Source organism: Neorhizobium tunisiense (assembly GCF_039631515.1).
GTDB lineage: Bacteria > Pseudomonadota > Alphaproteobacteria > Rhizobiales > Rhizobiaceae > Neorhizobium.
Genome location: NZ_JBDIUU010000001.1, coordinates 140151 through 158937, shown reverse-complemented (window position 1 = coordinate 158937; position 18787 = coordinate 140151). Strand labels below are relative to the sequence as shown.

Below are 18787 nucleotides of genomic sequence, written 5' to 3'. Positions count from 1 at the left end.
GCGAATAATTTTGGCCCAGCCGCTGGACAAGCCGAACGATCCCCTTTATACGCCCCTCACACCGCTGGCGAGCACGCCTCGCACAGCCGGTTCTTGGGTGATTAGCTCAGTTGGTAGAGCAGCTGACTCTTAATCAGCGGGTCGTAGGTTCGAGCCCTACATCACCCACCATCTCCTCTTTCGAAGAGTTGGACGAAGAGGGGCGGCATGTCGCCCTGTATCCATCCGTGATCTCCAACCCTGTTTCTTTTTCTCCCCGACGGGAACTCCGGCGCCTGATCGGCATTTGGTCCGCAAGACGAAATGGGAGCGCGGTCATGAAGCCAATCCTTTTGCTTTTGGGCAGCCTTGTCCTGCTCGTCCTGGTGTTCCTGAGCGGCGTGATCATCACCGCCAACGTGATCGCCAAACCCGAACCCCATAAGTTCGCCAATATGGATACGCCCGATCTGTGGACTTCAAAACCGAAGGCCGTGGACACCGCCGGCCGGGATTATAAGCGCCTGCCTACTGCGACGCCTCCGGCTTCGGTTGCAGCCGATACGCCGGAAACGCCAGCTGTCCAGCAGGCCGCCGCAGGGGTAGCCGTCGACAATACAGTGACCGGGTCCATCAATCCGCAGCAGCCGGCCGCCGTGCCGCAGCCGCAGGCCACCTTGCCGCAGACGCAGGAAGAGCGGAAAGCCATGGTCGATCCCGCGCAGGCGGACTGGTGCTTCGCGCGATACAGGTCCTATCGCATCGAAGACAACAGCTACCAGCCCTTCAGGGGCGGCCCCCGTCGGCAATGCCGGGCGCCGGGCGCTGCCGCGACCGGGACTGTTGCCGCCGCACCGGTGCCTGACCAGCCGCAAGCCCCGCAGATACAAGACGAATTGCAGCCGCTTCCGGAGACGCCGGCTGCCCGCGCCAATCAACGAGCCGACGACGGAGCGGCGGGCTATGCACAGTCGCAGGCAATCGATGCCGACGTTCCGGCCGGATCCCATGAGGAATGGTGTTTTGCCCGTTACCGGTCCTACCAGGCCGAGGACAACAGCTATCAGCCTTTTGCCGGCGGCCCGCGCCGCCAATGCCAATCGCCTTTCGGCTGACGGGCGGCTTCAGATCGCGCGGTCGACGAGGGCTTTTGACATCATCATATGCACGCCCTTGCAGCCGTTGACGGTCTGGGTGATGCGAAGGTCCCCGGCGAGGCTGCAGAGCGTGTAGGCATCTTCCCGCGACAGGCCACCTTTTTCGCCGAGCAGCACGATCATGTCGCGCAGTGCCATCACGGCGCATTGGTCGAGATCCGGATCCATACCCATGGTGATGTAGTGCGTCGGCGTTTCAGCGCGGGGATAGATGAAATCGAGATCCTCACGAACGGTGAGCCGGAAGGTACCGCGCAGTGCAGTTTCGATGGCGGTGATGCAGACCTCGCCGTCACCCTGGGCGCCATGGCCATCGCCACAGGAGAACAGCGCGCCTTCGTTGAAGATCGGCAGATAAAGCGTGGTGCCGGCCACCAGTTCCTGTTGTCGATATTGCCGGCGTGCGAACGCGGCATGATCGAGGCAATGCGGCCCCAGTTCGGCGGCGGAGCGACGCCCATGACCCCGAAGAAGGGCGCAAGCGGCAGGTCGAGGCCCCAGGGCAGGTGGCCGACATTCCTCTGCTTGTCGAGCGGGATGGTGATCATTCGCGGCGTCTCGAAATCGTAAGGGAGGGTGCCGGCAAGCGGACGGATGACGTTGTAGCCCCAGTCCTGGCGCAGCTCGACATCGAGGATCGTCACCTCCAGGACCTGTCCGGGCTTGGCTCCGCGCACGGCGACCGGGCCGGTCAGGATATGTCCCTGCATGATCGGCCGGCAGTTTTCGTGAATTTCGAGATGTTCGGGAAGAATGGTGAACCCTTCCTTGGGCAGAACTTCCGCAGGGCCGGATACAGAATCGATCACCACCGTGTCGCCGCTGTCGATGGTCAGCACCGGCTCCCGGTCAGCATCGAAATAACCCCAGGCGCAGGTTTTGGAAGAGGCGGCGACGTGATGTTTCATGGCTGGCTCTCTTGTTTGGTCAGGCGAGAGACTAGCCGATTTTACTTTGCACGCCAGTCCGCAAATCTCGCCCGGCTTGCCCGCGACGCCTGATCTGGTGGATCGGTCGTTCTCACGCAGTTCTGGCGATTTCCGGCCTCGTTGCCGCGATGCGGCGTTCGGTCTGGCGCAGGAAGAGTGCCAGTACCAGGCCGAGGCCGGTGGCGGCGGCGATGTAGAACGGGGCGCCCTGCCAGCCGGATGCTGCAACGATCGAGGCGAGCAGCATCGGTCCGAAGACCTGGCCGATATTGGAGCCCTGCATGACGAAGCCGCTGAACGTGCCGACGAGGTCGCGGCGCGGCGCATAGACGGGCAGCGAGCCCATGATGGTGGCTGGTAGGACACCGCCCGACACGGCGTAAAGCACCGAGGCTCCGTAGCGCGTCCAAAGCGGAAAACTGTGGCCGAAGACGACGAAGGCGGTGAGCGTCAGCATCACGCAGGGGCCGGCGATCAGTACCCAGCGCGGGGCGCCCCAACGGGCGAAGACGCCGCCGACGACGTTGCCGACGCCGTTCGCCAGCACTGCGAAGGCGGTCATGATGGATGCAGCCGTGAGGCCGATCCCCATTTCCTCGATCAGCAGCGTCGGCAGGAAACCGAAGACTGACATGAAGCTGGCGCTGTAAGCGGCAAAAATACCTGACAGTATCCACGACATCGGCCGGGAGGCAGTGAGGCTGACGGCCGTCAGCAGCGAGGTTGCCGGATGTCCTGCAGCCTGCGGTTTCGGCACGCTCATCGTCAGCAGCGCGACCATCGGGATGACGCTGAGCATGGCGGCGAAAATCCATGAGCCCTGCCAGCCGAAGCTCGGAAGCAGGAAGGGCGAGATCATCATCATCACCGCGACGCCGACCGGCATCCAGATACCCCAGAGCGCAAAGGCAAGGCCGGTGTCGCGCAGCTCGACTGAAGCAGCGATCAGGCCGGGGGCGGCGACCGAGACCATGATGAGGCCGACGCTCTCGAGCACGCGGCTGGCGAAGATCACGGTTTCCGAATGGGTGAGGGCCCCGGTCAGGCTGCCGGCGATCAGCAGGGCAAGACCGAGGATCATGGCGCGACGATGGGTCAGGTAATCGGTGAAGCGGCCGATCAGAATGCCGCAGGCGGCGCCGAGCGCACTTGAGAGCCCCATCAGCCAGCCGGCGGCCACGAGATCGATGCCGAGTTCTGAACGCAGCAGGGGGATGGCGGGCGGCACCTTGCCCACATGCAGGGCAGCGGCGATGCCACCGAGAACAGCGATTGTGACATGTCCCCAACGAGTCATGCTGTCGGTATTCCAATCATCGAACAAACTCCCCAGGGCTCTATCATCCCCGTACGTGTCGAGGCATAAATTCCTGCGCGGAGGGCATGATTTTTTGGCCACCGCCTTGGCGGAATTCTTGTCTATCGAGGTGCTCCGAAAGCCGATCAGGGTGGAGGTGGTCGACGGCAAGACGTGACCGCCCTTCCGGCAGCTTCAACGAAGGCTGGATCGCGTTCAGGGTAATGCGCCGTTTCGGCGAGGCAACGACTGAGGGTCGTCGCCGCCTCATTCGTAAGTTGCGCCTAACCTGCTTTGCGCATCTGCTCGCGGCTCTCCTCGACCTTGAGGTTCTGGACCAGCTTGGCGAGCCAATCGACAAAGACCCGCACCTTGTTGGAAAGGTGGCGCGTCTGCGGATAGACGATGTAGAGGGGCAGGGATCCGCAGTGCCAGTCGGAGAGCACTTCGACAAGTTCGCCCTTCTCCACTGCCTCCCTGACCATAAATCGGGGTGATTGGGCGATACCCATGCCGGAGATGGCCGCGTTCACATAGGTCCGGGCATCGTTGACTGAGACCACGTAACGGGGGGTGATTTCCACGGTTTCATCGTCGCGATGGAATTCCAGTGACCTCACCCGGCTGGACTGGGCATTCAGGTAACCGACCGCTAGATGGTCTTCCTCCAGATCCTGCGGGCGTTCAGGTGCGCCGAATTTGCGGATGTAGAGCGGTGCCGCATAGGCTGACATGCTGATCTCGCCGACCTTGCGGGCAATCAGCGACTGGTCGGTCAGGGTGCCGGCGCGTAAGGCGCAGTCGACGTTTTCGGCGATATAGTCGACCAGCCGGTCGCCGACGCCGATATCGAGCCTGATCTGCGGAAAACGGGTATGGAAATCGCACAAATTCGGAATCACCAGCAAATCGGCAAAGGCGCCGGCCATTTCCACCCGCAGCCGTCCGGAAGGCTGACTCTGCGAATTCGACATGCTGCCATCGAGTTCGTCGAGTTCGGAGATTATCTGCATCGCCCGCTCATAGTAGAGCGCGCCGTCGGTCGTCACCATCACCTTGCGGGTCGTCCGGTTGAGCAGCGTCGTGCGCAGATGGCTCTCGAGGCTCTGCACGAGATTGGTCACCGTCGTTTTGGGCATGTTGAGGGTCGCCGCAGCCCGGGTGAAATTACCGGTCTCCACGACGCGGACGAACACCCGCATTGCCGAAAGCTGATCCATTGTCTTGATTCCTGCTGCGCCGCAACATTGTTCCGAAATATGGAATAGTGTTGTCGAATGCCGTGAGCTTGTGTGTTTTCACCCGAATAATAATATCAGGTCCAAGATTGACGGCAAGTACCCCGCTTTAACTGGGGGTTTGTCCGAGGATTTTTCAATGACCGCGCAGTGGGAAAACATCGCATTTGACAAGTCGGGCCTGCCGGCTGTTCCGATGCGTGTCTACGAAGGAGCTGCCAAGGCTAAGGCTCCGCCGCTGGTTCTTTATCTGCGAGGCGGGGCGTTTCTCAATGAGCAGCGCGGCGAAAACGAACGTCCAGTTGCAAAAGCACTGGCCGAATCCGGGGCCGTCGTACTCGAAGCTGATTACAGCAGCGTCTCGCAAAACATGTTTCCGCAAGCGATGGAATGCGCGTTTGCGGCGCTTCAGTGCCTGGCCGGCCGACGCAAGCAGTTCGGCAGCGCGAAGTCCCTCCTTTTCGTCGCAGGTGACGAAGCGGGCGGCAATGTCGCGGCGGGCGTGGCGCTGAAGGCGCGCGACCTGATGCCGGGTGAACTGAGCGGCCAGATTCTGCTGTCGCCGATGATCGACCCGATGATGACGACGCAGTCTTTCCGCAAGGCGGACGCGATTGGCATGGGCGAACGCTGGGCGGAAGGCTGGAGCCATTATCTCGGTTCCCATTGCGGGTTCCAGCATCCTTATGCGGCACCCTGCCTCTGTTCGCGGCTTTCGGGTGTCGCGCCGGCACTCGTCGTGACATCGGAGGACGATCCGCTGCGCGATGAAACGCTCGGTTATGCAGTTCGTCTGAGTGAGGCCGGCGTTTCGGTCAGGCGGAAAATTTTCCCGGCCAGCTGCGGCTGGACGGGTATTTATAGAGAAGGCGACGGCGAGTGGATGAAGACGCTCTGCGCCGAATTCACTGATTTCGTCCAAGAATTAAGTCCGAAGCATAGCATATTTGAAGGTAAATAACGGCTAACTCCCAAGGCCGTAAGGAGACTACAGATGACATCGAAGATCAAAAGCTGGGCCCTTTGGGGCACTGGACTGAGCACGGCCGCACTGATTGCCGGCGCCTCGGTCTATCTCGATCTGCCGCAGGGTGCCCATGCTGCGCCTGCGACGGCTGCTGCTGCGGCTCCGGCCGTCCCCGTGACGGTCGCCACCGTCGAGCCGCGCAACGTTTCCACCTGGCAGGAATTTTCCGGCCGGTTGGAAGCTGTCGACCGCGTCCAGGTCCGGCCGCGGGTCACCGGCACCATCCAGTCGGTACATTTCCGCGAAGGCGGACTGGTGAAGCAGGGCGACCTGCTCGTCAGCATCGATCCGGAGCCCTACCAGGCGGCGGTCGCTCAGGCCGAAGGCCAGGTGGCTTCGGCGCAGGCGAGGGTCGAACTTGCCAATACCGAACTCGATCGCGGCAAGAACCTCGTCTCCAAGAACACCATCTCTCAGAGCGATCTTGCCCAGCGCCAGAGCGCCCAGAGCGAGGCGTTGGCCAATCTCCAATCCGCCAAGGCGGCATTGAAGACGGCGCAGCTCAATCTCGACTATACCGAGATCAGGGCACCGATCGCCGGCCGGGCCGGCCGGTTGGAAATAACGGTCGGCAATCTGGTCGCGGCAGGTTCCGCCTCCGCCCCGCTGACGACGCTGGTTTCCTCCGATCCGATCTATGCGAGCTTCGATGCCGGTGAAGAACTGGTGTCCCGCACGCTCGCCGACCTTCCACTCGTCGATGGCGTACCGGCGATCGAACAGGTGCCGGTCGAGGTGAGCACGCTCGCTACCAACGGCACGCCGATCCGCGGCAAGCTGCAGTTGATCGACAACGAAGTGAACGCCTCGAGCGGCACGATCCGTGTGCGCGCCGTCTTCGACAATCCGGGCGGCAAGCTGATCCCGGGCCAGTTCGTGCGGGTCCGCATGGGCCAGCCGAAGGCGCAGGATCACCTGATGGTCAGCGAAAAGGCCGTCGGCACCGACCAGGACAAGAAGTTCGTCTTCGTGGTCGATGCAGCCAATACCGTTGCGTACCGGCAGGTGGAGCTGGGCACGGCGGTCGACGGCATGCGGATCGTCGAGAAGGGCCTCAATCCGGGCGACCGGATCGTCGTCAACGGCCTGCAGCGCATCCGTCCGGGCGCGGTTGTCCAGCCTCAGGAAGAGGCGAAAGTCGCCAACAAGTAATGCTCTGAGCGGCGGTTAGTCCGCCGCTTTCCAACACTCATCCAGTTCCGGTTCGTGGAGCTTGCGGCCTTGTCGGCCGCGAGCCGGGGCCGTTTCGCCTCTTGTTCAACCCCGGAGAGAGGGCTTTGACATGAATATTTCCAGGTTTTTCATCGACAGACCGGTCTTTGCGGCCGTGCTGTCGATCCTCATCGTGGTCGCAGGCCTGATCGGCATGCGGTCGCTGCCGATTTCCGAATATCCGGAAGTCGTGCCGCCATCGATCGTCGTGCGCGCCGTCTATCCTGGCGCCAACCCGACCGTCATCGCCGAGACCGTCGCGACACCGCTCGAAGAGCAGGTGAACGGCGTCGAGGATATGCTCTACATGTCGAGCCAGGCGACGTCCGACGGCGTGCTGACGCTGACCGTCACGTTCAAGCTGGGCACTGACCCCGACAAGGCGCAGCAGCTAGTGCAGAACCGCGTCAGCCAGGCGGAACCACGCCTGCCGGCGGAAGTGCGTGCGCTCGGTGTCACGACCGTCAAGAGCTCGCCCGACTTCATCATGGTCGTCAATCTCGTCTCCGACCGCTACGACATCACCTACCTGCGCAACTATGCGACGCTGAACGTCAAGGATCGGCTCACCCGCATCCAGGGCGTCGGCCAGGTTCAGGTGTTCGGCGCCGGCGACTATTCGATGCGCGTCTGGATCGATCCGCAGAAGGCTGCCGAGCACTCGCTTGCCGCAAGCGACATCTCGAACGCGATCCGGAGCCAGAACGTCCAGGCCGCGGCCGGCATTATCGGCGCATCGCCCAGCCGGCCGGGTGTCGACCTGCAGCTCAACGTGAATGCCCAGGGGCGTCTGCGCACCCCGGAGGAATTCGGCAACATTATCGTCAAGAGCGGCGAAAACGGCGAGATCACGCGGTTGCGCGACGTCGCCCGCATCGAGCTCGGCGCGGCGGATTATACCCTGCGCTCGCTACTTGATGGCCAGCCGGCCGTCGCCGTTGCCGTTCTTCAGGCACCCGGTTCCAACGCGATCGAAATCGCCGATAACGTCCGCGCCACGATGGACGAACTGCAGAAGGTGATGCCGGAAGGTGTCAAATACGAGATCGTCTACGATACGACCAAGTTCGTGCGCGCTTCGATTGAGAAGGTCATCGAGACCCTGCTTGAAGCGATCGCGCTGGTCGTGCTCGTCGTCATCCTCTTCCTTCAGACCTGGCGGGCGTCGATCATCCCGCTGATTGCCGTCCCCGTATCGATCATCGGCACGTTTGCGGTGATGTACGCCTTCGGATTCTCGATCAACGCGCTGACGCTGTTCGGGTTGGTGCTGGCGATTGGTATCGTCGTCGACGACGCGATCGTGGTGGTCGAAAACGTCGAACGCAATATCGAGAACGGCCTCAGTCCGCGTGACGCGACCTACAGGGCCATGAAGGAAGTCTCCGGCCCGATCATTGCGATCGCGCTGGTGCTGGTCGCGGTCTTCGTGCCGCTCGCCTTCATCAGCGGCCTGTCCGGCCAGTTCTACCGGCAGTTTGCGCTGACGATCGCCATTTCGACGGTCATCTCGGCGATCAATTCGCTCACCCTGTCGCCGGCGCTGGCTGCCCTTCTGCTGAAGGACCACCACGCCAAGAAGGACTGGCTGACGCGGTTCATGGACGCGGTCTTCGGTTGGTTCTTCCGCGGCTTCAACCGCGCCTTCGGGGCCGCCTCGAACGGCTACGGCTGGACAGTCGGCGGGCTCCTGTCACGCAAGAGCCTGGTGATGATCATCTACCTTGCGCTTGTCGCCATGACTTACAGCATGTTCAACGCGGTGCCGGGCGGTTTCGTGCCGGCGCAGGACAAGCAGTACCTGATCGGTTTCGCTCAGCTTCCCGACGGCGCAACCCTCGACCGTACGGAAGATGTGATCAAGCGGATGAGCGACATTACCCTGGAGCAGCCTGGCGTCGAGCACGCCATCGCATTCCCGGGCCTGTCGATCAACGGCTTCACGATCGGCTCGAACGCCGGCATCGTCTTCGCAATCCTCGACGATTTCGAGAAGCGCAAGACGCCGGAGCTTTCGGGCGGCGCCATCGCCATGGCGCTGAACCAGAAATATTCTGGCATCCAGGATGCGTTCATCGCGATGTTCCCGCCGCCGCCGGTCAACGGCCTCGGCCAGACGGGTGGTTTCAAGCTGCAGATCGAGGATCGCGCCGGTCTGGGCAACCAGACGCTCGACGAGGCGGCAAAGGCGGTCATCGCCAAGGCCTACCAGACGCCGGAACTCGCCGGCATCTTCTCGAGCTTCCAGATCAACGTGCCGCAGCTCTATGCCGATCTCGATCGCGCCAAGGCCGAACAGCTCGGAGTGTCGGTGACCGATGTCTTCGAAACGCTGCAGGTCTATCTGGGCTCGCTCTACGTCAACGACTTCAACGCCTTTGGCCGCACCTACAGCGTCCGGGTTCAGGCGGATGCGCAATTCCGCGCCAAGCCGGAAGATATCGGCCAGTTGAAGGTTCGTTCGCAGTCCGGCCAGATGATCCCGCTTTCGGCTCTCCTGAAGGTGGACGCGCAGACCGGTCCGGAACGGACGACCCGCTACAACGGCTTCCTCTCCGCCGATATCAACGGCGGTCCGGCACCGGGCTTCTCGTCGGGCCAGGCTCAGGCCGCGATCGAAAAGATTGTCGCGGAGACACTGCCTTCGGGGATCGACTACGAATGGACTGACCTGACCTACCAGCAGATCCTCGCCGGCAATTCCAGTATCGTGGTCTTTCCGCTGGCACTGCTGCTCGTCTACCTGGTGCTCGCTGCCCAGTATGAGAGCCTGACGCTGCCGCTCGCGATCATCATGATCGTGCCGATGGGTGTCCTTGCTGCCTTGACCGGGGTCTGGCTCACCGGTGGAGACAACAACATCTTCACCCAGATCGGGCTCGTGGTCCTTGTGGGTCTCTCGGCGAAGAACGCGATCCTGATCGTGGAATTCGCCCGGGAACTGGAGTTCCAGGGGAGGACGCCGTTCCAGGCGGCGGTCGAGGCAAGCCGGCTGCGGCTGCGTCCGATCCTGATGACGTCCATGGCCTTCATCATGGGTGTTGTACCGCTCGTGGTATCGACCGGTGCGGGTGCGGAAATGCGCTCCGCCATGGGTATCGCGGTGTTCTCCGGCATGATCGGGGTGACGTTCTTCGGCATCTTCATGACGCCGGTCTTCTACATGCTGGCACGTTTGCTTACCGGCAGCCGCCCTCTGCGGCAGCACGGTACGGAGGAGGCGGCTCCCGCTCTCTCTCCAGCGGAGTAAGGTCTACCTCCGGCGCCGCGCGGGTTCTTTCCACCGGGAACCCGCGCGGTATTTTTATGCCTAAAGTGCACCCCCATCGATGATCATCGTCTGGGCCGTCATGGCGGCGGAGGCATTCGAGGCGAGGAACAGGCAGGGGCCGACCAGGTCTTCAGCCACCAGCACCCGCTTCAAGGACTGGCGCGCGACCATCGCCGTGATGCTGTCGTCATTCAGCCAGAGCTTCTTCTGCCGTTCGGTGACGATCATGCCCGGCAGGATGGCGTTGACGCGGATGTTTTCCGGCCCGAGCTTTCCGGCGAGGCTCTTGGTCAGGCCGATGATCCCGGCCTTGGCGGTCGCATAGGCGGGCAGCCCGCCCATGTTGAGCAGATAGGCGATCGAGGAGAAATTGACGATCGCGCCGCCGCCGGCCTCGCGCAGGTGCGGGACCGCGGCCTGGGAGACGAAGAACATCTGCTTGATGTTGATCGCCTGGGCGTTGTCCCAGTATTCCTCGGTCACCGTCTCGAATTCATGGCGGTCGTCCCAGCCGGCATTGTTGACCAGCACCGAGAGCGACCCGAGTTCTTGCACAGCCCTATCGACGGCGGCTTTCGTTTCCGCGACGTTGCGCAGATCGGCTTTAAGGTAGACGACTGGATGCCGGGCGGTCCTGGAAAGACGTTCCACCAATTCGCGGCTAGGGTCGTCGGCAATATCGATGAATGCGACCTTGGCGCCCTGTGCCGCAAAACCTTCCACCAAGGCGGCGCCGATGCCCGAACCGCCCCCGGTGATCAGCACGCCACGATCGGCCAGATCCGCGTGCGTTATAGAAATTTCGGCCAAAATACCCTCCTTGCCCGGCTTGGTCGCCAAGTTCTAACGCTTCGAGGCGCGAAGACAAGGACGCCCGACAAACTCTCGCCATCTGAAGACGCGATGGTCGAGCCATGACCATCGCGACAGGAATAGCCGTCGGCGTCGGGCTTGGTACAGTGCTCGGGACAGCCGTTTTCGACAACATTGGTATCGGTGTTGCCGTCGGCATCGCGATCGGCGTCGCCGTCTCCCAGTTCCTGCGTTCGCGATCGAAATAGCGTCACCCAGATCGGAGGTTCTTTGCGAGGAATTGCCTTTCCGCATCATTGCATCTACTCGGAAAAGGGCAGTTCCGGCCATCTCCCGAGTCGGAATGCGACGCCAAAGGAATTTTCCGTGCCTCTTCCTGCTGCCGAACTCTCCCTTCCCGAAAAGACCTATGCTGCTTTCCTGTTCGACATGGACGGCACGATCCTGAATTCGATCGCATCCGCCGAACGCGTCTGGGGACGCTGGGCGGCGAAGATGGGTTTCGACGTGGAGGCGTTCCTGCCGACCATGCATGGCAAGCGCGGGATCGACACGATCAGCGCACTGAACCTGCCCGGCATCGATCCGGTCGCCGAGGCCGAGGGCATCCTGCGCGGCGAGATCGAGGATGTCGAAGGGGTCGTGCCGATCCCGGGCGCAGTGGAATTCCTGTCGGCCCTTCCTCCGGAGCGCTGGGCGATCGTCACGTCCTCTCCGATCGAACTCGCCAAGGTGCGGCTTGCCGCGGCTGGCATTCCGCAACCGCGCTACATGGTGACCGCTGAAGACGTCACCGTGGGGAAGCCCAACCCGCAAGGTTATATTCTGGGTGCGGAACGGCTCGGGGTAAGCCCGTCGGACGTGCTGGTATTCGAGGACGTACCTGCCGGCATCCAGGCGGGCGAGGCGGCAGGGGCCGACGTCATGGTCATCACCGCCACCCATTCCCATCCCATCGAAACCGGGCATTCGCAAATACCCGGCTACCTCGATGTGGTGCCGCATATCGGCGAGGACGGACGGCTTTCGGTCCGTCTCAAGGGTTAGGCATCAGGCGGGCTGGGTCGAAGCGCCGGTTGTTCCTGAGAAAAATGCAGAGGTTTCAGGCCGTTCCGTCTTCAGCCCGAAGGCTTGACGCAAAATTTCACTAAAATCTTGCACTCGATGCAAATATCGCTTAAGTGTGGGGGCGTCGGGGCTGCACTGGACAATTCTGCAGCCGATTGCGTATTTTTCCTGAACGGAGGCTCCCATGCCTTGGAATTGCCATGCGGGCTGTGAAGGTCGGCGGAATACTCGATTGCATTTTCGAACCGGTGAGTCTCTGACCATGACAGCAGATGCCGCATTCTCCGATTTCCTGCATTTCTTCCGTTCCTGGATCAGCAATCCATTGCGGGTTGCGGCGCTGGCGCCTTCGGGGGATTCGCTCGCGCGGCTGATGACCCAGGAGATCGCGCCGCTGGACGGCCCGGTTATCGAACTCGGTCCGGGCACCGGTGTGTTCACACGCGCGCTGCTGGCGCGCGGCGTTGCCCAATCCGACCTCACCCTGATCGAATATGGTCCGGAATTCGTGCCGGGCCTGCAGCGGCGGTTTCCGGAAGCGCGGGTGCTGCAGATGGATGCGGCGAAGCTCGCCCATGAGGATATTTTCGAGGGCCAGCCGGTCGGCGCGGTCATCAGCGGTCTGCCGCTGCTCTCCATGTCGCCGCGCAAGATTACCGCGATCCTCGGCGGCGCCTTTACCTATATCCGCCCGGGTGGTTCCTTCTATCAGTTCACCTACGGTCCGCGTTGCCCGGTGCCGCGGCCGATTCTCGACCGGCTCGGCCTGAAGGCCGTGCATATCGGCCACACCGTGCGCAACCTGCCACCGGCGGCCGTTTACCGGATTTCTCGCCGCAGGCCGCTGGACTTGACGCGGGAGCGTTCCAGATATCGCGCCGAGGCAGAGGCTGGACCGGTCCACAATGCCGACGAAGCGGGCGGCTAAAAAAATCGGATGCAATGACCAGGACGATTGATGGCGCGAAGGAAGGCCGGCGGGAAATCAAGCGCCGGCAAACCCGGGAACGCATTGAGGAATCGGCGATGAGCCTGTTCCTCGAGCGCGGTTTCGACGCCACGACGATCGAGGAAATTGCCGAGCGCGCCGAAGTTTCGAAGCGCAGTTTCTTCGACTATTTTCCTTCCAAGGAAGAGGTTGTGTTCGCCTGGCAGGATGGCTTTGCCGATCGCTTGATGGCGACCATCGCGTCGAGACCGGCGGACGAGCCGGCGGTGAAGGCCGTGCAACACGGACTCGTCAACGCCATCGTCTCGGCGACTGACGAAAGAGCGATGGCACTCGGAGAACTCATCCGCCGCACGCCGACGCTGAAGGCCCGCGACCAGCTCAAATATGCCAAGCTCGAGATGAAACTCACGGAAGCGCTGAAGGCTCGAAGCCGGAGCGACGAGGAGCGGCTGCGCGCGCGCCTGCTCGCCGCTGTGGTCATAGGCGCCTTGCGGGCGGCCGGAGAACTCTGGAACGAACAACCACCGGGCACCTCGCTCGAAACCTTCGCGCATCAGTTCTTCGGCGATTTCTGGAAGACGCTTGCCGATTTCGGCAACGAGGGGCAGGGGCGCTGATCAGATTACGCTGAGCGTCGCCGCGGCGAGCACCACGTAGCGCAGCGCCTTGCCGATGAACACCAGGATCAGGAAAGTCGGAAGCGGCTCCTTCAGCACGCCCGCCGCGACCGTGATGGCGTCGCCGCCGATCGGCAGCCAGCTCAGCAACAGCGACCATTTTCCATATTTTCGATACCAGGCCTGCGCCTTGTCCAGTTTTTCCTCGCTGACCGGAAACCAGCGGCTGTCGCGAAATCGCTCGACGCCCCGACCGAGCAGCCAGTTGACCGCGGCGCCCGCCGTGTTGCCGACCGAGGCAACCAGCAGCAGACCGACGAGCGAATACCGGTCGGCCAGGATAAGGCCGACCAGGATCGCCTCCGACTGCATCGGAAAGATCGTGGCGGCAATGAAGGCGGCGGAGAACAGTCCCGCATAGGCGGCGAAATCGAACATGGTCGACCTATAGCGGAGCAAACGAAAAGGGCGGATGAAAAACCGCCCTTTCTGTTTTCATGACAAGGAGACTCAGGCCTGGCTTGGACGCTCGCCGTCGCCGACGGCGGCTTCGGCCTGCGCCTTGTGGCGGGTGCGCCAGTCGCCAAGGAAGAGCAGGATTGGTGCTGCGATGAAGACCGACGAAAGCGCTGCGACTGCGATACCGAAGACCATCGGCACCGCGAAGCTTTCCACCGCGCTACCACCCCAGATCGCCATCGGCAGCAGGGCCAGGAAGGCGGTTGCCGAAGTATAGAGGCTTCGGGCGAGCGTTTCGTTGATCGACAGATCGATGACGTCGCGCAACGACATCTTCTTGTAGAGCCGCATGTTTTCACGCATGCGGTCGTAGACCACGACCTTGTCGTTGACGGAATAACCGACCAGCGTCAGCAGCGCTGCGATAGCCGTCAGGTTGAAGTCGAGACCGGTCAGCGCGAAGAAGCCGATCGTCTTCGTCACGTCGAGGACGAGCGTCGCGATCGCGCCGACGGCGAACGGCCATTCGAACCGCGCCCAGATGTAAATCATCATGGCGATCGAGGCGAGACCGACCGACAGGAAACCGGCGGTGGCAAGCTCGCCGCTGACCTTCGGGCCGACGACTTCGGTGCGTTCCACCTTGGCGGTCTGGTCGATCTTGGTAATCTCCGCCTTCAGCTTCTCGACGGCTTCCGTCTGGGCCTGCTCGCCGCCGGGCTGGCGCTCGACGCGGACAAGCACGCGGTTGTTGCCGCCGAATTCCTGCAGGGCCACTTCGCCGAGGCCAAGCTCTCCAAGGCCGGAGCGGAAGGCCGCAAGGTCGGTCTGTTGTGCGGTGGTGACTTCCATCTGGATGCCGCCGCGGAAATCGACGCCGTAGTTGAGGCCCGGCGTGAAGAACAGCACGACCGAGGCGATCGACAGGATGACCGAGACGCCGATACCGAGGAAACGGCCCTTCATGAAGTGGATATGGGTGCCGTCCGGAACGAGCTTGATCGGCAGCAGCGGCCTGATGTCGATCTTCTTCAGCTTCCTGCGGGCGGTGATGAACACCATCGCGACGCGAACGACCGACACGGCCGTGAACATCGAGATCATGATGCCGAGGCCCATGGTGACGGCGAAACCGCGCACCGGACCGGAACCGAACCAGAAGAGCAGGACCGTGGCGATCAAGCTGGTGACGTTACTGTCGACGATGGTCGAATAGGCGCGCTTGAAGCCCGCGTCGATCGCCGCAAAGGCGCTGCGGCCCTTGCGCGTCTCTTCCTTGATGCGTTCGTTGATGAGGACGTTGGCGTCCACCGCAAGGCCGATGCCGAGCACGACGCCGGCGATGCCGGGCAAGGTCAGCGTCGAGCCGATCAGCGTCAGGCCGGCGAAAGTCAGGATGACGTTGATGAACAGCGCGACGTTCGCGAGGATGCCCCAGGTGCCGTAGAGAAACAGCATGAAGGCGACCACCAGGCCGAAGCCGATGATGCCGGTGAAAATGCCCATTTCGATGGCATCGGCGCCGAGGTCGGCACCGACTGTGCGTTCCTCGATGACGGTCAGCTTGGCGGGCAGGGCGCCGGCACGCAGCAGCGCAGACAGCGTGTTGGCTTCCGAAACCGAGAACCCGCCGGAGATCTGGCCCGAACCGCCGGTGATCGGCGTGCGGATAACCGGAGCGCTGAGAACCTTGTTGTCGAGCACGATCGCGAAGGGACGGCCGACATTCTGCTGGGTGATCTGCGCGAAGCGGTTGGCGCCGGCGCTGTCGAACCGGAAGTTGACGACGGGTTCGTTGGTCTGCTGGTCGAAGGCGGCGCGGGCATCCGTCAGGCGGTCGCCGGAAAGTTCGACGCGGTCGAGGACCGGATACTGGTTGCCGCGCTCGTCGGCGAGCATGGTGACGCCAGCCTCGCCCTGCTGGCCGAGCAGATGGAAGCTCATCTTGGCGGTCGAGCCGAGGAGCTGGCGAAGGCGGGACGGATCCTGCTCGCCCGGAAGCTGCACGAGGACGCGGTCCGAACCGACGCGCTGGATGGTCGGCTCCGCGACCCCGACCTGGTCGACGCGCTGGCGGATGATTTCAAGGCTCTGCTCGACAGCCGCGGTGATGTGCGAGTTGATGCCCGCTTCCGTCTGGGCGATCGAGATCGTGTTGTCGGTCGGCGTGGTGATCGCGAGATCGCTGCCGCCGACGCTCGTGCCGAGGCCGATCGGGTTGGCGAGCGTCTGGAGTTCCGTCACGGCTGCATCGCGCTGGGCCGCGTCGCGCACCGCAACGGTGATCGTATCGCCGGACCGGCGGATCGCCGAAGTGTTGATGTTCTTGTCGCGCAGCACGCGGCGGGCGTCCTGCAGCAGGCTCTGAACGCGTTCATTGATCAGGTCGGGACGGTCTACCTCGAGCACGAGATGCGAGCCGCCGCGCAGGTCGAGGCCGAGTGCCACGCGGCTATGCGGCAGCCACGACGGCATGCGGTCGAGCGCCGACTGGGGAATCACGTTCGGTAGAGCGACTAGAATGCCGAGAATGATGATGACGGCATAGCTCGCCACCAGCCATGGGGAATTTCTCATATGTTTAATCCTGTTGGGCCCAAGCCTCGCTCTGTCGAGCGGTTAGGGCAGAATGCTGATGTTGTTCAAGCGCTTGGCGCGCGATATCTCAGACGCGGGCCGGCGGCGCGCGCGGCAGCGAACCATGCCAGAACGGGGAGGCCGCCGGATGGGAAGACGGCTTCGAGGCGAAGGCCGGGACGAAAATCGGGAAAGTGAGCTCGATGGCACGGGCTTCCAGCGCACCGCCGCCCGTGTGCCAATGGGCGCCTGTTGCGTCCTTGCGGTCCATGGCCGCCAGTGCGCGCAAAGGTTCGCGCTTGGTCAGGTGCGGAGTGTCGCTGGTCCTGTCAGCCGAAAGGATGCCGCGGGGGAACTGCACGTCCTTGACGACGCTCGACAGCAGGCCGAACAGGGCGGCGATCAGCAGAGCGGCGGCAAAGACCGGCCAGCGCGACAGGTGGCTTTCCTGTTCGCGTCGGTCTCTCGTCCGCTTGTCCTGCGGAAACAGCGCCATCCGCATCAGCTCCGGAGCGTTAAAAATCCCGAAGTCTTTGCTTCGGAACGGAATGCCGCCTTCTAAAGGAGAGGTTCGAGGCGGTCAATCTCCAGTAGGCCGGGAGCGTACCGGCAGATTGCGGCGGCATTTGCGCCGATCACGGCATTGCGGCTCTGAAATCAGCGCTTTTGCCGACCTGCCTGCATGAGACCATGAAGATGCCGTCCCTATTTGTGGATCGGGTCCTTCCACAGGACTTCTTCCGGCTTCTCGATGGGTTCGATATCGAGGTTGACGACGACCGGGTCCTGGCCGGAGCGACAAAGCACGCATTCCAGCGTCTCGTCCGGACTGGCATTGATCTCCTGATGCGGCACATAAGGCGGCACGTAGATGAAATCGCCGGGGCCGGCCTCCGCGACGAATTCGAGATGGTCGCCCCAGCGCATCCTCGCTTTTCCCTTCAGCACGTAGATGATGCTTTCGAGATCGCCGTGGTGATGGGCACCGGTCTTGGCGTTGGCATGGATGGTCACCGTTCCGGCCCAGATTTTCTCGGCGCCCGCGCGGGCGTTGTTGATCGCGGTCGCACGGTTCATGCCCGGGGTCTGGGCGGTGTTGGGATCGAGCGAATTGCCGGGAATGACCTTCACGCCGTGCTCGCGCCAATCGACGTTGGAATGACCGTCATGGTCATTGTCATGAGGGTGGTGATGATCGTCGTGGCTATGACTCAAGATCGTTCTCATTGACTAGGACGGGGCTCACCAACTCTTGCGAGTAGGGGGTCCGCGAGCCCCTAACCGGCTTCATGCCGGCTGGCGGCCACGTAGCTTTGCTTGAGGAACATGATCAATGGGAACGTCACAAATGTCAAAGACTTGGTGAGGAAAGTATAACTTTCCTGTTTCAAATCAACGCACTGTCACGCGCCGATGGCCTTCTTTACCCTCTCCCGCGTGAGTGGCAGATCAAACAGCCGCTTACCGGTTGCATCCCGGACCGCGTTAGCCGTTGCCGCCGAGGTCGGTCCCTGAAGGAGCCTTAAACGCCCTGGATCAGCGGCAGGACTTCAATCGAGCCCTGGTAAATCATGTCGAGCGCCACGTAGACGATGACGGCCAGGCCCACATAGGCGATCCAGCGGAAACGGGAGAGTAGTTTAGCGACGAAGTTGGCCGCCACGCCCATCAGCGCGATCGAGATGATCAGGCCGACGATCAGCACTATGGAATGTTCCTTGGCGGCGCCGGCGACGGCAAGTACATTGTCGAGCGACATGGAGACGTCGGCGACGACGATCTGGGTGGCGGCCTGGAAAAAGGTCTTGTTGGCGGCCTTTTGATTTGCTTCGGCGGCGGCATGTGCATCGCCGCTCTGGTTTACGCGCAGTTCGCTCCACATCTTCCAGCAGACCCAACCGAGCAGCAGGCCGCCCGCAAGCTGGAGCCCCTTGATCGCCAGTAGATAGGTGGCGACGACGGCAAACACGAGGCGCAGCACGGTGGCGGCGGAAATGCCGAAGATGATCGCTTTTTTGCGGAGTGCGGCTGGAAGACCGGCGGCAGCAAGGCCGATGACGATGGCATTGTCGCCGGAAAGAACGAGGTTGATGGCAATGACCTCGAGAAGCGCCGCAAAGCCGCCTGCGGTGAAGAGTTCCATCATGAAGCGTGAACCTGAATCGGGAGTAGATTGAGGGTATGAGGCTAT

General features: G+C 62.4%; 16 protein-coding genes, 1 tRNA gene and 1 pseudogene. 9 read left to right on the top strand and 9 right to left on the bottom strand.

Annotated features, from left to right (window positions below):
• Positions 1-95: 95 nt before the first annotated feature.
• A tRNA-Lys gene (locus ABCW43_RS00925) sits at positions 96-171 on the top strand.
• 146 nt (positions 172-317) lie between these two features.
• Positions 318-1094 carry a BA14K family protein gene (locus ABCW43_RS00920; RefSeq protein WP_345921716.1) on the top strand — a complete coding sequence of 259 codons (777 nt, stop codon included), beginning with the start codon at positions 318-320 and terminating at the stop codon, positions 1092-1094.
• Positions 1095-1103: 9 nt separating this feature from the next.
• Here ABCW43_RS00920 and ABCW43_RS00915 read toward each other — a convergent pair.
• The 3 genes and pseudogenes from ABCW43_RS00915 to ABCW43_RS00905 all read right to left on the bottom strand — a co-directional run bounded on the left by ABCW43_RS00915 (position 1104) and on the right by ABCW43_RS00905 (position 4582).
• A pseudogene (locus ABCW43_RS00915) lies at positions 1104-2044 on the bottom strand (acetamidase/formamidase family protein).
• A gap of 112 nt (positions 2045-2156) precedes the next feature.
• Positions 2157-3362 (bottom strand): MFS transporter, encoded by a 1206-nt coding sequence (locus ABCW43_RS00910; protein ID WP_345921715.1) that lies wholly within the window; start codon positions 3360-3362, stop codon positions 2157-2159.
• A 284-nt stretch (positions 3363-3646) separates the two neighbouring features.
• Complete coding sequence (locus ABCW43_RS00905; protein WP_345921714.1) at positions 3647-4582, bottom strand: LysR family transcriptional regulator; 936 nt, start codon at positions 4580-4582, stop codon at positions 3647-3649.
• A 157-nt stretch (positions 4583-4739) separates the two neighbouring features.
• Here ABCW43_RS00905 and ABCW43_RS00900 point away from each other — a divergent pair, with 157 nt between their 5' ends.
• The 3 genes from ABCW43_RS00900 to ABCW43_RS00890 all read left to right on the top strand — a co-directional run bounded on the left by ABCW43_RS00900 (position 4740) and on the right by ABCW43_RS00890 (position 10089).
• A complete protein-coding gene (locus ABCW43_RS00900) occupies positions 4740-5561 on the top strand; it encodes an alpha/beta hydrolase fold domain-containing protein (RefSeq protein ID WP_345921713.1) in 822 nt (273 codons plus the stop codon).
• 33 nt (positions 5562-5594) lie between these two features.
• A complete protein-coding gene (locus ABCW43_RS00895) occupies positions 5595-6779 on the top strand; it encodes an efflux RND transporter periplasmic adaptor subunit (RefSeq protein WP_345921712.1) in 1185 nt (394 codons plus the stop codon).
• Between the two features lie 130 nt (positions 6780-6909).
• A complete protein-coding gene (locus tag ABCW43_RS00890) occupies positions 6910-10089 on the top strand; it encodes an efflux RND transporter permease subunit (RefSeq protein WP_345921711.1) in 3180 nt (1059 codons plus the stop codon).
• Between the two features lie 60 nt (positions 10090-10149).
• On the opposite strand, the gene ABCW43_RS00885 is transcribed toward ABCW43_RS00890, so the two are convergent.
• Positions 10150-10920, bottom strand: a complete 771-nt coding sequence (locus ABCW43_RS00885; protein ID WP_345921710.1) for an SDR family NAD(P)-dependent oxidoreductase — start codon at positions 10918-10920, stop codon at positions 10150-10152.
• A gap of 104 nt (positions 10921-11024) precedes the next feature.
• Between ABCW43_RS00885 and ABCW43_RS00880 the strand changes: the two genes are divergently transcribed.
• From ABCW43_RS00880 to ABCW43_RS00865, 4 genes are all read left to right on the top strand, one after another.
• Entirely contained in the window at positions 11025-11171 is a 147-nt protein-coding gene (locus tag ABCW43_RS00880; RefSeq protein ID WP_345921709.1) for a glycine zipper domain-containing protein, read from the top strand.
• A gap of 118 nt (positions 11172-11289) precedes the next feature.
• Positions 11290-11970, top strand: coding sequence for an HAD family hydrolase (locus ABCW43_RS00875; RefSeq protein WP_345921708.1), 681 nt, complete (start codon positions 11290-11292; stop codon positions 11968-11970).
• Positions 11971-12253: 283 nt separating this feature from the next.
• Positions 12254-12919: a class I SAM-dependent methyltransferase gene (locus tag ABCW43_RS00870; RefSeq protein WP_345921707.1), complete on the top strand. Its 666-nt coding sequence runs from the start codon at positions 12254-12256 to the stop codon at positions 12917-12919.
• A gap of 14 nt (positions 12920-12933) precedes the next feature.
• Positions 12934-13560: a TetR family transcriptional regulator gene (locus tag ABCW43_RS00865; RefSeq protein ID WP_345921706.1), complete on the top strand. Its 627-nt coding sequence runs from the start codon at positions 12934-12936 to the stop codon at positions 13558-13560.
• Here ABCW43_RS00865 and ABCW43_RS00860 read toward each other — a convergent pair whose 3' ends face one another.
• From ABCW43_RS00860 to ABCW43_RS00840, 5 genes are all read right to left on the bottom strand, one after another.
• On the bottom strand, positions 13561-13998 hold the full coding sequence (locus tag ABCW43_RS00860) for a YqaA family protein (RefSeq protein ID WP_345921705.1): 438 nt from the start codon (positions 13996-13998) through the stop codon (positions 13561-13563).
• 72 nt (positions 13999-14070) lie between these two features.
• The gene (gene secD / locus ABCW43_RS00855; protein ID WP_345921704.1) at positions 14071-16596 is read right to left on the bottom strand and encodes a protein translocase subunit SecD; all 2526 of its coding nucleotides are present in this window, start codon (positions 16594-16596) and stop codon (positions 14071-14073) included.
• Between the two features lie 88 nt (positions 16597-16684).
• Positions 16685-17092, bottom strand: coding sequence for a hypothetical protein (locus tag ABCW43_RS00850; RefSeq protein WP_345921703.1), 408 nt, complete (start codon positions 17090-17092; stop codon positions 16685-16687).
• A gap of 209 nt (positions 17093-17301) precedes the next feature.
• Positions 17302-17811 carry a cupin domain-containing protein gene (locus tag ABCW43_RS00845; protein ID WP_445738876.1) on the bottom strand — a complete coding sequence of 170 codons (510 nt, stop codon included), beginning with the start codon at positions 17809-17811 and terminating at the stop codon, positions 17302-17304.
• A 307-nt stretch (positions 17812-18118) separates the two neighbouring features.
• Entirely contained in the window at positions 18119-18739 is a 621-nt protein-coding gene (locus tag ABCW43_RS00840; RefSeq protein WP_345923275.1) for a YjbE family putative metal transport protein, read from the bottom strand.
• Positions 18740-18787 lie beyond the last annotated feature (48 nt).